Here is a 14,596-nt window from a genome sequence, read left to right on the forward strand (position 1 = left end):
GCAGCCTTATCGAGAACGGCGCCGTGCAGCGGGTTGGCGATCGCTACAGGCTCGGACCGCTGTTCTTCGACCGTGGTCCGACGTCATTGAGCACGACCCATGAGCTGGTGGCCGAGACGCTCACGCCATTCCTGGCCGCGCTGTTCGAGCGGACGCGCTGCACGGTGCACCTGGCGTATCTCGACGGCGCCGACGCGGTTTATGCGAACAAATTGTTTTCGGTAACGGGTGTGGCCGCGCCCTCGCGCATCGGCGGGCGCGTGCCCGGGCACTGCACGGGCGTCGGAAAGGCGATGATGGCCTACAACGAGAGCGCCATTGATCTCGCCATAAGTAGAGGGCTCGTTCCCTGGTCGGAATTCTCGGTCACCGATCCGGCCTCGCTGCGCGCCGAGCTTGCCGTCGTGCGGCAGACCGGGTTGGCCTACGACGTCGAGGAGGCCACCCTCGGGCTGAGCTGCGTCGCGGCACCCGTGTGGGGCAAGGGGGCGGTGCCGGGCGCCGCGATGTCGGTGTCCGGTCCGGTCGATTCGTTCCGTCCGCAGGATCACGTGACGAGCCTGAAGAAAATCTGCGAGAGCGCCACCCGAGCCTTCCGAAAAGCCCAGCGTACGGAGGAATAGCCGCCCGCTCGGCCCGCCGCCTGTTCCACTGGCTGGATCAACGGGCGTGGAAAGGTGCCCTGCGCGCAGACAATTGGGGTCCGAACCGCGAGCGAAAGGCAACCCCGATGAGCGAGCAGGACCTCACACTCAGCGATGCGCAGATCACCGATCTCGCGCAGTCGTTGTGGGATGCCGAGACCAGGGCCGAGCCCATCGCTCCGCTTACCGAAACGCATCCGGGTATGACGCCGGACGACGCGTTCGCCGTGGCGTTGGTGAACATCCGGCGCCGTATCGACGCGGGCGCGAAGGTCACCGGCCACAAGGTCGGCCTCGCCTCCGTGGCGATGCAGAAAATGATGGGCGTCGGCGAACCCGACTACGGCCACCTCCTCGACGTCATGGAGTACTCCGAGTCGGTCCCGGTGGACACCTCGAAGCTGTGTCGCCCTCGCGTCGAGCTCGAGGTCGCGTTCATCCTCGGCAAGGACGTGCCCGCAGAGGGGGTGTCCGACGACGAGCTGCCCGAATACATCGAATGGGTCGTGCCCTCGATCGAGCTCATCGACTCGCGGATCGCGGACTGGAAGATCACCCTCGCCGACACGATCGCGGACAACGCGTCTTCCTGTGGCTACATCGTCGGGGAGCAGCGGGTCGCGATGTCCGATATCGACGTCGCCTCCATCCGCGTCGACATGCACAAGAACTCCGAGCACGTCGCGACCGGAAGCTCGGACGCGGTGCTCGGCAATCCCCTCAACGCGGTGTCGTGGCTGGCGCGGAAGGTCTCGAGCTTCGGCGTGCGGCTGCGCGCCGGCGACGTGCTGCTGCCCGGAACGGCGATCCGCGCCGAGGACGTCGAGCCCGGCGACCATGTCCGCGCCGAGTTCGAAGGACTCGGCAGCGTCACTCTCGACTTCGTCTAGTCGGATCACTACTTTCCCTCATCAATTGAAGAGACTTCCCTCCAAGGAGAAACGACTTATGAGCGACTCGCGCACCCTCACCGCCGCGATCGTCGGCTCGGGCAACATCGGGACCGACCTGATGTACAAGCTCGAGCGCAGCGAATACATCGAACCCAAGTGGATGATCGGCATCGATGCCGATTCCGAGGGCATGAAGCGAGCCCGCGAGCACGGGCTCACCTGCATGTCGAACGGCGCGCAGGAGCTCCTCGACTCGATCGCCGCCGGCGGCGAGACCCCGGACCTGCTCTTCGAGGCCACCAGCGCCTACGTGCACAAGGAGTTCGCTCCGAAGTACGAGGAGGCGGGCATTGTCGCCGTCGACCTCACCCCGGCTGCCATCGGCCCCGCGGTGATCCCGCCGGCCAACCTCACCTCCCACGTGGAGGCGAAGAACACCAACATGGTCACCTGCGGCGGCCAGGCGACGATCCCGATGGTCCACGCGGTGAGCTCCGTCGTACCTGTCGAGTACGCCGAGATCGTCGCCTCGGTGTCGTCCGAATCCGCCGGCCCGGGCACTCGGGCGAACATCGACGAGTTCACCCAGACCACGAAGAACGCGATCGAGTCGATCGGCGGCGCCCGCACGGGCAAGGCCATCATCATTCTCAACCCCGCGGATCCGCCGGTGATCATGCGCGACACGATCTTCTGCTCGATCCCGGAGGACGCGGACCAGGACCTCATCACCACGTCTATCCGCAAGAGGGAGAAGGAGATCCAGGAGTACGTGCCCGGATACCGGTTGCTGCAGGAGCCGCAGTTCGATCCGCCGTCGGAGACCTCGGGCGGAATGGCGCGCGTCGCGATCTTCGTCGAGGTCGAGGGCGCCGGAGACTTCCTGCCCGAGTACGCGGGAAACCTGGACATCATGACCGCCGCCGCCACGAAGGTCGGCGAAGAGATCGCCAAGTCGAAGATCGGGGTCTAGGAGGACGCCATGGACACCACAAATCCCATCAACGCGAATGCTCGCGCCTTCTCGGCGGACCTCGATATTCGGATTACCGATTCCTCGTTGCGCGACGGCTCGCACCACAAGCGTCACCAGTTCACCCGCGAGGACATCGTGTCGGTGGTCGGTGCGCTCGACGGCGCCGGCGTGCCGGTCATCGAGGTGACACACGGCGACGGCCTCGGCGGCGGATCGTTCAACTACGGCTTCGGCCGAACCAACGAGCAGGAGCTCATCAAGGCCGCTGCAGAGACCGCGAAGAACGCTAAGATCGCGTTCCTCTCGCTCCCCGGAGTCGGGATCAAGGACGACATTCTCGCCGCTCGTGACAACGGCGGCCAGATCTGCCGCATCGCCACACACTGCACCGAGGCCGACGTGTCGATCCAGCATTTCGGCTACGCCCGCGAGATCGGCCTGGAGACCGTCGGCTTCCTCATGATGAGCCACACCCAGACTCCGAAGGTCCTCGCGAAGCAGGCCCGAATCATGGCCGACGCCGGCTGCCAGTGCGTGTACATCGTCGACTCGGCCGGCGCACTCGTCATGGAGCAGGTCTCCGACCGCGTGTCCGCGCTGGTGGCCGAGCTCGGGGACGACGCCCAGGTCGGGTTCCACGGGCACGAGAATCTTGACGTCGGGGTCGGGAACTCCATCATGGCTATCCGTGCCGGCGCGCAGCAGATCGATGGATCTACCCGACGCTTCGGCGCGGGCGCTGGCAATACACCCGTAGAGGCGCTCGTCGGTGTGTGCGACAAGCTCGGTATCACCACCGGGGTGGACTTCTTCAAGATGGCCGACGCCGCGGAAGACGTGGTCGCGCCGATGATGCCGAGCGAGTGCCTCGTCAATCGCGACGCGATGATGCTCGGCTACGCGGGCTGCTACTCCTCGTTCCTCAAGCACGCCCAGCAGCACGCCGGCCGGTACGGCGTGAAGACGGCGGACATCCTGCTGCGCGCCGGCGAGCGCGGGCTCATCGGCGGGCAGGAAGACCAGCTCATCGACATCGCCCTCGAGCTGCAGCGCGAGGGGAGCCTCGAAAGCGCGTAGGTTGCGGCGCTAGGCGTCCGGATTCGGCCCGGACTTGACTCCCGATTCGTCATAGACGTACCAGCCCTTACCGGTCTTCCGGCCCAGGTCGCCGCGATCCACAAGCGCGGCGACGCTGCGTGCGGGGGCGTCCGCGGGGTCTCCGCTGTCGGCGAAACGCTGCGATCGGGAGTAGTAGCCGATGTCGATTCCGGTGAGATCCATGAGCTCGAACGGGCCCATCGGATAACCGAGCGCGGTGCGGCAGGCGAGATCGATGTCTTCGAACGACGCGTAGCCGCCCTCGTACAGCGACACCGCCTCGGTGCGCACCGCATCGAGGATCCGATTGGCGACGAAGCCGGAGATTTCCTTGTCGAGCTGCACCGGCTCCTTGCCGATGCTGCGCACGAAGTTCACCGCTGTCGTGATCGTGTCGTCCGAGGTTTCCGGACCGCGGATCACCTCGACGCAGCGCATGACCAGCGCCGGGTTGAAGAAGTGGATATTGCAGAAGCGGCCCCGCTCGCGGAGTTCGGTGGCTATCGCCGAAGGCACGAAGCTCGAGGAATTCGAGGCGAGTATCGCGCCCGCGGGCGCGAGGCGCTCGAGTTCGGAGAACAGCTCGCGCTTGATGTCGAGCTTCTCGATCGCAGCCTCGATGACAAGGTCGACGGCGCACGAGTCCTCGTCCAGCACGTCGGTGGTACGTAGCCGCGCGAATGCCTCGTCGATCTCGGCGGACGTGGCCGTGCCCTTGTCGATCTTGCGCTGCATGCGGCTGCGGAGCGAAGTGACGGCGCGGTCCAGGGCCTCGCCGGAAATGTCATTGAGTACGACGTCATACCCGGAAAGTGCACAGACCATGGCGATCTGGGAACCCATGGCTCCGGCGCCCACTACGAGAACCGAGTTGATGCTTCGTTGCTCGGACATCATTCCCCCGTGAATTCCGGTGTGCGCTTGTCGAGGAAGGCGGCGGCACCCTCGGCCTTGTCGCTACTCCCGTAGAGGAGTGCTTGGGCGAGGCGCTCGACGACGAGTCCTGTGCCCTGGTCGGCGTCCAGGCCCGTGCGCACGACGAGCTTCGCGAGACGAACCGCGAGCGGCCCCTTCGCGAGAATCGTGGAGGCGGTCTCGCGCGCGGCCGCGAGGAGCTCGTCGGGCTCGGCGATCGACGTGACAAGCCCGATGCGCAGCGCCTCCTCGGCGTCTGCGAAGCGGCCGGTGAGGATCATTTCGATGGAGCGCCCGACGCCCACGAGGCGGCCGAGGCGCTGCGTTCCGCCGGCTCCGGGCAGCACGCCGAGGGTGGGTTCGGGCAGGCCGAACTTCGCGCGCGAGGAAGCGATGCGGATGTCGCAGGACATGGCGAGCTCGCAGCCGCCGCCGAGGGCATAGCCGTTGACGGCGGCGATCGTGGGCTTGCCGAACTGCTCGATCGCGTCGTACGTGCGCTGCATGTACGACTCGAAAGCCGAGGCGGGCGTGTAGTTCTGCAGCTGGGTGATGTCGGCGCCCGCCGCGAAGGCCTTGTCGCCCGCGCCGGTGAACACGAGGGCGCCGATCGCATCGTCCTGCTCGGCGTGGGCGAGCACCGCGTTCAGGTCGTCGAGGACCTGGCGAGAGAGCGAGTTACGTACCTCGGGGCGGTTGATGGTGACGACGGCGATGCGCTCGGTCACTTCGACGTCGAGGGTGGGTGTGTCGGGAAGAGTCACTACGTTCTCCATGTGGAAGTGGTGGCCAGGCGGCGCGAAAGCGCCGATCAGGTGAAGGCGTTGACGCCGGTCTCCGCGCGCCCGATGAGCAGCTTCTGGATCTGGCTCGTGCCCTCGTAGAGCGTCATCACGCGCGCATCGCGCAGGTATTTGGAGACCGGGTAGTCGTCGATGTATCCGTAGCCGCCGAATATCTGGATTGCGTCGTTGGCGGCGCGCACGGCTGCCTCGGAGGCGAAGTATTTAGCCTTGGACGCGGCGACTCCGAACTTCTCGCCGGTTTGGATGAGGTGCGCGGCGCGGTAGGTGAGGAGGCGCCCGGCGTCGACGTCGACGGACATCCGGGCGATCATTTCCTGGATCATCTGGAAGGAGGCGATCTGCCGGCCGAACTGCTCGCGCTCGGTGGAATACCGGACCGATTCCTCCAGGCACCCCATGGCGATTCCGACGCATCCCGCGGCGACGGAGACGCGGCCCTTGTCGAGGGAGCCCAGGGCGATGGAGAAGCCCTGACCCTCGGCCCCGAGCATCGCCGAGGCCGGCACGCGCATGTCGGTGAAACCGAGTTCCGCCGTCGCCTGGCCGCGCAGTCCGAGCTTGCCGTGGATCTCGGTCGCGGAGAACCCGGGCGTATCGGTGGGCACGAGGAACGCGGAGATTCCCTTGTGCCCCTCGCCGCCGGTGCGTGCGAACACGAGGCACAGGTGCGCCCACGTGCCGTTGGTGATGAAGATCTTCGACCCGTTGATGACGAAATCGTCTCCGTCCCGAACCGCGCGCGTGCGCAGGTGGGCCGGGTCCGAACCGTTCCCCGGTTCGGTAAGCCCGAAGCAGCCGAGTACTTCGCCCGAGCTGATTCGGGGGAGCCACTCGTGCTTCTGTTCCTCGGTCCCGTGCGCGAGGATCGACTTGCCGACCAGGCCCGTCGACACGGATACGATGCCGCGGATCGCCGAGTCCGCGCGGCCGAGTTCCTCCATGCCGATGCAATATGAGATGTAGTCGCCGCCGAAACCGCCGTACTCCTCGGGGATCGTGAGACCGAAGAATCCGATCTCCGCCATCTTCGGGATGACGGCGAGGTCCACACGCTCCGCGCGGTCCCAATCCCGGCGGTGCGGAACGACCTCCGCGTCGAGGAAATCGCGTGCGAGGTCGCGGAAATCGAGCTGATCTTGGTTGAGGGAAAGCTCCATCAACGATTCCCCCTTCGGCTGCGCCGGATCGAATGGGTAAGTGGGTTTCGCGCCTGCGGCGCTCCTATAGACACTGTCCCCCAATCGAGCGTGGCTTGTGGGGGAATTTCGTGGGCGAAAATTATTCTCCCGGGGCGAGCGCCTCGACGGTGAAGATGTCCTCCTGCGTCCTTCGCGCGTATTGCCGCTGGAAATACGGCACGCGGGCCATCGCCTCGTGGACGTCCTCCGTCTGGTCATCGGCGTCGCCGATCGTGAACGAGGCGACGACGAATCCCGGACCGTAGGACAGGCTCGCGACTACGGAGCCGTCGTTGTCCCAGCCGTACTTGGACCCGTATACGCCGGGCAGGGTCCCGGTGCCCCAGTACTGCACAGTCCCATCGGCGGCCTTGCGCGCGGGGGAGCGCATCCACCACAACACTGGTGAGCCCGGGTTCTCGGCGCGGAGGGTCGAGACGAACAGCGCGAGATCGGGAAGACTCGACTCCGTATACCCCCAGCGGTGGTCCTCGGGCTTCGTGTCCTTCAGGTGGTACTTGCGCACCTGCTCGGTGATCATCTTCTCGCCGTACTTCTCCCAGATCTTGTCGGCCGATTCGTCGTTGGAGTCGACGATCATGCGCTTGAGCCGGGCGATTTCGTCCGAGTCCGGATCGCGATTGCTCAGCACCCAGTCGGCCATGAGCATCTTGATCAGCGACAGCCCCGGGACAGGGTCGCCGGAGTTCTTCGTGCCGAACGTATGCCCCGGCACGCGCACAACGACGATCGATCGCTCGGGCGCGCGCAACCGCTCGGGCCGGGGGATCTTGAACTCCGGTGTGCAGAACGAGGGCGTGGGCACGGTGGGGCCGAGAACGATGAGCGCCCCGCCGGTGCGGCAGTCGGTGGCCGTGACGGCGGCGTCGATCAGCTCGTTGCCGCTCGGGACGTGATCGGGGTCGACGGAGGAGCCTGCGTAGCGGGACCCCGACCCGGGCGGGGCGAGGGCTATCAACGCGGACAACGCCAGGCAGGCCAGAGTCAGCATCGCGATGAGCACGCCGGAAACCGGTACCCATCCTCGCTTCTCCGACTCCCGCCACCACACGGCGTCTGATTCTATTGCACTATGGCCGGTTTCGTTCCGCGCTTGCGGCCAGGCGCTTCGCGACCGCGGCCAGGGCGGGGCGCAGCTCGGGTGGGGAGAGGACCTCGAATTCCCACGGGAAGCTCGCCAGGTGGAAGGCGATAGTCTCGACATCGCTTCCGGAGGTGCGGAACAGCGCGTGGCCGGGTCGGTCCGCATCTGGTTCGACCTCGGTATAGGTGCCACCCGCCAGGCGCTGAACCTCCTCCGGCGCGGCGGCGATGCGCAGTCGGACCGCAACAGGCCAGGTCAGTGCTGGTCGCGCCGCGCCGATCGCTTCTTGCGGGGCGGGAATCTCCGGGCGCGGGGTAAACCGGCGGCCACTCGCCTTTAGCTCGGTGATCCGGTCGACGCGGAACGAGCGCCATCCCTCGCGATCGAGGTCGAAACACTGCACGTACCAGCGCCCAGCGGAGGCCACCAGCCGATAGGGCTCGGCGCGCCGAGCGCTGGCCACCCCCTGCCCGTTGACGTAGGCGAAGCCCACCAGCAGTGTGTCCCTGATCGCCCGCGAGAACCCCAACAACACATCGGCGTCCGGTGCCCTCCGGGCACTGTCGAGTGCCACGGAGCCGCGCACGATTCCCGCCACCTGTTCCCGCAGCCTCGACGGCATATGCTGCTCGAGTTTCGCGAGCGCGCTGAGCGCATCGTCGGACCTCTCGGCCGCGCCGCCGGAGGTGTCCGAAGAGGCGCTCACCGCGGTTCGCAGCGCCACGGCGAGCTGCACCGCCTCGCCGTCATTGAGAAGTAGCGGAGGGAGCCGGCGACCGATCCCGAGGCGATACCCGCCGCCGGCGCCCTGTGCGGATTCGATGCGGTAGCCGAGCGAGCGCAGCCGCTCGACGTCGCGCCGGACCGTGCGTTCGGTGATGCCGAGCTCGTCTCCCAACTCGGCGCCCGTCCACATCGTGCGCCGCCCGAGCATGTCGAGCAGAGCGAGGAGGCGCTCGGTGGTGGCGACGGAATCGGTCATGGCTAGAGCCTAAACGAGATACCGGATCGAATCTGTCCGGTATGGGGTGGAACGTGGTTCTCGTACCGCCCACACCGCACCGAAAGGAACGAGGCAATGCCACTCTTCGCACCTACCCTGTCCACCGAGAAGGACACGCTCGTCGCGCAACTCGAGCACTCAATCCAGAACGCCCGCGATGTCTTCTTCGAACTCGACATCGACCAGCTTCGCGCCGCGCCCATCGCGAGCTCGGAGCTCACGCTCGGCTGGCTCCTGCTCCACATGGGGGAGGTCGTCGACGGTTGGGGCAAGCGGGCCGCTTCCGGCCCCGTCGACCCCTTTGCGGGTATGACGGCGGCCGAGGCGATGCGCGACGGGGATGCCGCCACCGCGATCGGAGACGAGGAGACCGCGGCCGACCTTCTTCGCCGGTTCGACGAGTTCGCGGCGGCCGGCCTCCGGGCTTTCGCCTCGGCCGACCTCGATGCCGAGGTTGCCGTGCCGAACGCGCCGTGGTTCCCGGAAGGCATGGGCAGCTTCAACGTGCGGTGGGCCTTTCACCACACGCTCGAGGAGCTCCACCGCCATTCGGGGCATGCCGATATCCTCCGAGAGGCCGTCGACGGCGCACAGATGTACGAGCTCCGCAGCAAGGCCGAGGGGATCGACATGTCCTACATCGAGAAGTGGTTCGCGGCCCACGCCGACGAGCTCTACGCGTAGCGCCGCCTCGCTACTCGTTGTAGGTGATCTCCACCCTGTCGCTCTTGGGCAGGAGCTGGCAGCCGAGGACGAATCCGTCCTCGACCTCCTCGGGTTCCAGGATTCCGTTGTGCATCATCTCGGCGTCGCCGGATTTGAGGATGCACGCGCACGCCGAGCACTCGCCCTTACGGCACGAGAACGGAGCCTGGATCCCCTGGGAGAGCAGTACGTCGAGGAGCGGGGTGTTGCGGGGCCACGAGACCTCGTGGACCTCGTCGTCCAGCTCGACGATCGCTGTCGCCGGTTCGTCGTCTCCCTCGGCGGGCTCGGAAATGACGACCTCGGCGAAGGGGTCGCCCTCGATGGAGGAGAAGACCTCCTGGTGGATGAGGTGCATGTCGGCACCCGAACGGCGCAGGCCGGCGCGCGCCGATTCCATGAACGGGCCCGGCCCGCACATGTAGGTGTGCCGCTTCGCCGCCACCGGCTGGAGGATATTGCCGATCATCTCCGGCGTGGCGAGCCCCGAGAGCGATTCGAGCCAATGGATCACCGACAGCCGGTCCGGGTTCGCCTCTTGTAGCTGGCGAAGCTGCTCGGCGAAGATCACCGATCCCTCGTCGCGGTTCGCGTACAACAACACGATGTGGCCCGTGCCGCGCGCGAGCGCGGTACGCAAGATCGACATCACCGGGGTGATGCCCGAGCCGCCGGCGAGAAGAATGAGGTCCTGGTCGAAATTGTCGACGGTGAAGATCCCCGAGGGGGCGAGCACGTGGATCGACATCCCCGCCTCGACGTTGTCGCACAGCCAATTCGATGCATAGCCGTCGCGCGTGCGCTTGACGGTGACCTTGAGCCGGGAATCCTCGTCGGGCGCGCTCGAGAGCGAATAGCACCGCGCCACCGATCCGGTGCGCTCGGACGGCACTCGGAGCGTGAGAAACTGGCCGGCCTTGTAGCGGAACTCCTTTTCGTCGCCTTCGGGAATATCGAAGACGATGGATGTGGCGTCAGGGGTTTCGGCAATGACGTCGGCCACCTTGAGCTCGCGGACGAAGGAGCCGAGCTGCGGTGTGGGAGTCTCGCTCATGTCTGAAGGAGGGTCCTTTCAGTTGTTCTCTTCGCTGCCCGAGTGCAAGGGATTGACCATGTGCTCTTCGTCTTCCGGGTCGACCCCGGAGGACAAGGTGAGGATGCCCTCGGCGTACGCGTGCCTGATCGACTGGCGCATCCGCGGACACGTGGCGTCCTTCTCCTCCGACCAGCGATCCCGCATCGGGCACGTGGACACCGCTTCGGCCGGCCACTGAACCGAGGTGTGCTTTTCGCTGTTCTTGCGAACACTCACCTCGGCATGACAATACCGGCACTCTACTGGCTGGTAACCAGCACGCGTGTAAGTGTCGCGATCCTTCTCGGTGTCCGCGTCCAGACGGGCGCGGCGATCGGGGTCGTCGTCGAAGGTCGGGGCACGGCGATTATCGGATTCACCCAGGCGCCGCCGGTTGGGTGGCACATCCCGGCCGTGCTCGCCGTGGCCGCCGAAGGCATCCTCGATGGCCCGGGCTGCTTCGTCCGGATCGATACCGGACGCCCGAGGCCCCTCGGTGTCAGGGGAACTCATGCCTTTGTCGCGGTTTCGGAGTCCGTCGCCTCTTCCTGCTTGCGTAGGTTCTCGGCGACCTCGGCCTCCCAGTACTCGTTGGCGGCGGAGGTGTCGACCTCGAACTCGAAGCGTTGGGTCATCTCCTCGGTGACGTCCTCGCGGTCGACGTAAAACTGGTCGTACCAGCGGCGAAGCTGGTAGACCGGGCCGTCCTCCTCGCACAGGAGCGGATTGGCGATGCCGGTCTTGTTCTGCCAGATGCGGACGTCCTGGAGGAAGCCCTCACCGAAGAACTCTGCAACCTTCTTCGCCATCTTCATCGACATCTCGTCATCGAGGCCCTCGGGCTTCTTCACCATGAGCCCGTACATGAGCACGAAGGAATTCTGCGTGACGGGGTAGTGGCAGTTGATGAGGATCGACTCGGTCTTGAAGTCGCCGTAGGTGTTCGTCAGCGGGTTGATCATGTAGCTCGGGCCGTAGTACGCGGCCACGGACTCCAGCAGGGTCTCTCCGTACTTGCCGCCGGTGGGATCCTTGTCCGGGCGGTTGCGGGTGTTGAGGTACTGCGTCGCGGTGAGGCCTTCGAAGATGTTCTTGAAGTAGGTCGGGAACGCGTAGTGGATGTAGAAGAAGTGCGCCATGTCGACGACGTTGTCGACGATCTCGGCGGCCGGGGCGTTGTCGATGTAGATCGTGTTCCACACCCAATCGGTCCACTCGTCGCTGTCGACCTGGTCGAGAACCGGGATCGCGGCGGTCTCCTCCTCCGTGGGCTTGGTGCCCTGATGGTCGTGCCACACGAACAGCTGCCCGTTGCGCTCCATCGTGAGCCACGCCTTGGTGCGCGCACGCAGCGGAACGCGCTTCGCGTACGGGATGCCCTTGCATTTGCCGTCGCCGCCCCAGCGCCAATCGTGGAACGGGCAGGCGATATTGCCGTCCTTTACCGATCCCTGGGTGAGGTCGCCGCCGAGGTGGCGGCAGTAGCCGTCGAGCACGTGGAGCTCGCCGGCCTGGTCCGACCAGACGACGAGTTTGGTGCCGAACGCCTCCACCCCGTGAGGCTCGCCGTCGCGGAAGTCCTCGGCGAGGCCGATGCAGTGCCAACCCCGCGCGTAGCGCGTGCGGGTCATCCCCGTATCGATCTCGCGCGCGCCGCCTCCGGGCTGGGCGCCGGAGTCGGCTGGTTTCGTCGGTGCTGTCATCGCGATCCTCCTAGAGCGAGAAGCGGCGGAATGAGAACAGGTTATAGAAGTGTCCGCACGCTTACAACACGAGCCAGTTCTTTGAATAATGGCACGTTCCCCGGTGTTAATGGAAGGTTTCTGCGGGAAACGAGTAGTGAAAAACTAGAACGTGTTCTACTCTAGACATAGTAGCAACGAAGCCGCGATGTGGACAGCGAAATCCGCCCCGGGCTTCACGATTGCTCGATACTTACCGTCAACAGCCCCGCCGGGGGCGACGATCCCGGCGGAACGGAAAGGTGCACAAGCCATGGCCACACTCTTGGAGTCCAGCTCGTCCGGCGTCAGCCACGAGGTGCTCGACCGGATAGATGCGCTGCTCGATGGGTTCCGCGAACGCGCGCAGGAGACGGAAGATCTGCGCAAGGTTCACCCGAAGAACATCGAGGAGCTGGAGGAGGCGGGCTTTTTCAAGCTCGTCCAGCCGAAGCAGTGGGGCGGCTACGAGGCGGATATGGAGGTCTTCTACACGGCGGCCCGGAATATCGCCTTGGCCTGCCCGTCCACCGGCTGGTGCGCATCGATCGTGGGCATCCACAACTGGCACCTCGCGCTGTTCCCGCAGCAGGCGCAGGAGGACGTGTGGGGCAAGGACCCGAACGTGAGGATCTCCTCCTCGTACGCACCGATGGGCTCGGCCAAGAAGACCGAGAAGGGCCTCGTGCTCAACGGCCGTTGGTCCTGGTCCTCGGGCTGCCAGCATGCCAGCTGGGTGTTCGTCGGCGGGCCCGTGCTCGACGAGAACGACAAGATGGTCGACTTCTGCACCTTCCTCGTCGAGGGTGACCAGTATGAGATCGACGACGTCTGGCACGTGGCGGGCCTCAAGGGGACGGGCTCCAACGACATCGTGGTCAAGGATGCGGTCATCCCCGAGCACCGCGTGCTGTCCTTCGGGGATATGGGCAAGGGCACCTCCCCGGGGTTGGAACGCAACGACAACCCGATTTACAAGATGCCCTGGGGCACCGTGCACCCCACGACGATCTCCACCCCGATCGTGGGTATGGCGTTCGGCTGCTACGACGTGCACCGCGAGCACCAGCGCGATCGCGTTCGCGCGGCGTTCGGCACGAAGGTCAAGGACGATCCATTCGCGAAGGTGCGCCTCGCCGAGGCGGCCGGCGATATCGACGCCGCATGGCTGCAGCTCATGCGCAACGTCCGTGAGGAGCAGGCGCTCGTCGAAAACGGCGACACCCCGAACATGGACCTGCGCACCCGCGCCCGCCGCGATCAGGTGCGCGCGACGCAACGTTCGATCGACTCGATCGGCCTGCTGTTCCAGAACTCGGGCGCCCGCGCGCTGCAGGACACCTCGCCGATCCAGCGCTTCTGGCGCGACGCCAACGCCGGGCGCGTGCACGCGGCGAACGAGGCGACCAAGGCGTTCATCTCGTACGGACAGAATGAATTCGGCGAGAAGGTCACCGACTCGATGGTGTAACCACCATTCCTATGACGGCGGAGGAGGCGGCTCGCCGGGAGAGCGGGCACCTCCGACGTCATAGGTGGCGGGGATTAGGGACGAAAAGAGGAATCGATGGCCATCAAGAATCTCGGCTACGTGCACATCTACGGCACCGACATGGAGGCGTGGGCGACCTACGCGACCAAGGTGCTCGGGATGGCGCTGGGCAAGAGCGACGATCCGGACAAGCTATTTCTGCGGATGGACGACTACCCGTTCCGCTGGATCATCGAAAAGGGCGAGACCGATAAGCTCGGCGCGGTCGGCTGGGAATGTGCGAACGAGAGCGAGCTCGACGATGTGAAGGCGCGGCTCGACGGCGCCGGCATCGAATGGCGCGAGGCGCCCGAGGAGCTCAAGCGCGAACGCATGGTGCACGGTATGATTCTGTGCACCGATCCCGCCGGGTTCGAGCTCGAGATCTACCACACGATGAAGTTCTTCTCCCGCCGGCTCGAGCTGCCCTACGGGCACCGCTTCGTGACCGGGAACCAGGGGGCCGGGCACATCGTGCTCTCTACGCCTGACGAGGTTGCGGCGCTCGAGTTTTATCGGGACGTGCTCGGGTTCTCGCTGCGCGATTCGATGTCGCTGCCTCCGGAGATCGTCGGGCGTCCCGCCGACGGTGAACCCGCGTGGCTGCGATTCCTCGGCTGCAACCCGCGGCACCACTCGCTGGCGTTCACCCCGTTCCCGAACCCGACGGGGATCATCCACCTCATGGTCGAGGTGGATGGTTCCGACGATGTCGGGCTTGCGCTCGACCGCGCGACACGGCGCAACGTGAAGATGTCGGCCACGATCGGCCGGCACGTCAACGACCTGATGATGAGCTTCTACATGAAGACCCCGGGCGGATTCGACTGCGAATTCGGCTGCGAGGGGCTGCAGGTGGAGGACGATGATTGGGTCGCCCGTGAGTCCACGGCCGTGTCGCTGTGGGGCCACGATTTCTCGATCGGATTCAAGTAGACAGCCTAGG

General features: G+C 65.8%; 15 protein-coding genes. 7 read left to right on the top strand and 8 right to left on the bottom strand.

The window, feature by feature from the left end; genetic code table 11:
• The 4 genes from K8V11_RS03165 to dmpG form a co-directional block, all read left to right on the top strand.
• Positions 1-623: IclR family transcriptional regulator (locus K8V11_RS03165; protein WP_303910761.1), on the top strand; the 623-nt coding region annotated here is incomplete at its 5' end.
• 107 nt (positions 624-730) lie between these two features.
• Positions 731-1,534, top strand: a complete 804-nt coding sequence (locus tag K8V11_RS03170; protein WP_303910762.1) for a 2-keto-4-pentenoate hydratase — start codon at positions 731-733, stop codon at positions 1,532-1,534.
• 58 nt (positions 1,535-1,592) lie between these two features.
• Positions 1,593-2,510 carry an acetaldehyde dehydrogenase (acetylating) gene (locus K8V11_RS03175; RefSeq protein ID WP_303910763.1) on the top strand — a complete coding sequence of 306 codons (918 nt, stop codon included), beginning with the start codon at positions 1,593-1,595 and terminating at the stop codon, positions 2,508-2,510.
• A 9-nt stretch (positions 2,511-2,519) separates the two neighbouring features.
• Positions 2,520-3,590 (top strand): 4-hydroxy-2-oxovalerate aldolase, encoded by a 1,071-nt coding sequence (dmpG, locus tag K8V11_RS03180; protein WP_303910764.1) that lies wholly within the window; start codon positions 2,520-2,522, stop codon positions 3,588-3,590.
• 9 nt (positions 3,591-3,599) lie between these two features.
• Here dmpG and K8V11_RS03185 read toward each other — a convergent pair whose 3' ends face one another.
• From K8V11_RS03185 to K8V11_RS03205, 5 genes are all read right to left on the bottom strand, one after another.
• Positions 3,600-4,505 carry a 3-hydroxyacyl-CoA dehydrogenase family protein gene (locus K8V11_RS03185; protein WP_303910765.1) on the bottom strand — a complete coding sequence of 302 codons (906 nt, stop codon included), beginning with the start codon at positions 4,503-4,505 and terminating at the stop codon, positions 3,600-3,602.
• On the bottom strand, positions 4,505-5,290 hold the full coding sequence (locus K8V11_RS03190) for an enoyl-CoA hydratase/isomerase family protein (protein WP_303910766.1): 786 nt from the start codon (positions 5,288-5,290) through the stop codon (positions 4,505-4,507). Before K8V11_RS03190 ends, K8V11_RS03185 begins: the two co-directional genes overlap by 1 nt.
• Before the next feature lie 47 nt (positions 5,291-5,337).
• Positions 5,338-6,489 (bottom strand): acyl-CoA dehydrogenase family protein, encoded by a 1,152-nt coding sequence (locus K8V11_RS03195; protein WP_303910816.1) that lies wholly within the window; start codon positions 6,487-6,489, stop codon positions 5,338-5,340.
• 121 nt (positions 6,490-6,610) lie between these two features.
• Positions 6,611-7,582, bottom strand: a complete 972-nt coding sequence (locus K8V11_RS03200) for a hypothetical protein (RefSeq protein ID WP_303910767.1) — start codon at positions 7,580-7,582, stop codon at positions 6,611-6,613.
• 19 nt (positions 7,583-7,601) lie between these two features.
• A complete protein-coding gene (locus tag K8V11_RS03205; RefSeq protein WP_303910768.1) occupies positions 7,602-8,597 on the bottom strand; it encodes a YafY family protein in 996 nt (331 codons plus the stop codon).
• A 96-nt stretch (positions 8,598-8,693) separates the two neighbouring features.
• Here K8V11_RS03205 and K8V11_RS03210 point away from each other — a divergent pair, with 96 nt between their 5' ends.
• Positions 8,694-9,302 carry a DUF664 domain-containing protein gene (locus K8V11_RS03210; protein WP_303910769.1) on the top strand — a complete coding sequence of 203 codons (609 nt, stop codon included), beginning with the start codon at positions 8,694-8,696 and terminating at the stop codon, positions 9,300-9,302.
• Positions 9,303-9,312: 10 nt separating this feature from the next.
• Here the strand turns inward: K8V11_RS03210 and K8V11_RS03215 are convergent, their stop codons facing one another.
• Genes K8V11_RS03215 through K8V11_RS03225 form a run of 3 tightly spaced genes read right to left on the bottom strand, consistent with a single transcriptional unit; the run spans position 9,313 to position 12,101 of the window.
• Complete coding sequence (locus K8V11_RS03215) at positions 9,313-10,377, bottom strand: ferredoxin--NADP reductase (protein ID WP_303910770.1); 1,065 nt, start codon at positions 10,375-10,377, stop codon at positions 9,313-9,315.
• Between the two features lie 18 nt (positions 10,378-10,395).
• Entirely contained in the window at positions 10,396-10,911 is a 516-nt protein-coding gene (locus K8V11_RS03220) for a hypothetical protein (protein ID WP_303910771.1), read from the bottom strand.
• A complete protein-coding gene (locus K8V11_RS03225; RefSeq protein WP_303910772.1) occupies positions 10,908-12,101 on the bottom strand; it encodes a Rieske 2Fe-2S domain-containing protein in 1,194 nt (397 codons plus the stop codon). The genes K8V11_RS03220 and K8V11_RS03225 overlap by 4 nt, the downstream gene beginning before the upstream one ends.
• 292 nt (positions 12,102-12,393) lie before the next feature.
• Between K8V11_RS03225 and hsaA the strand changes: the two genes are divergently transcribed.
• Together hsaA and hsaC are read left to right on the top strand one after the other, a co-directional pair.
• A complete protein-coding gene (gene hsaA / locus K8V11_RS03230; protein WP_303910773.1) occupies positions 12,394-13,590 on the top strand; it encodes a 3-hydroxy-9,10-secoandrosta-1,3,5(10)-triene-9,17-dione monooxygenase oxygenase subunit in 1,197 nt (398 codons plus the stop codon).
• Positions 13,591-13,686: 96 nt separating this feature from the next.
• Positions 13,687-14,586 carry an iron-dependent extradiol dioxygenase HsaC gene (gene hsaC, locus K8V11_RS03235; protein WP_303910775.1) on the top strand — a complete coding sequence of 300 codons (900 nt, stop codon included), beginning with the start codon at positions 13,687-13,689 and terminating at the stop codon, positions 14,584-14,586.
• Positions 14,587-14,596: the final 10 nt, after the last annotated feature.

This window comes from Dietzia timorensis (genome assembly GCF_020742175.1).
Taxonomy (GTDB): Bacteria; Actinomycetota; Actinomycetes; order Mycobacteriales; family Mycobacteriaceae; genus Dietzia; species Dietzia timorensis_A.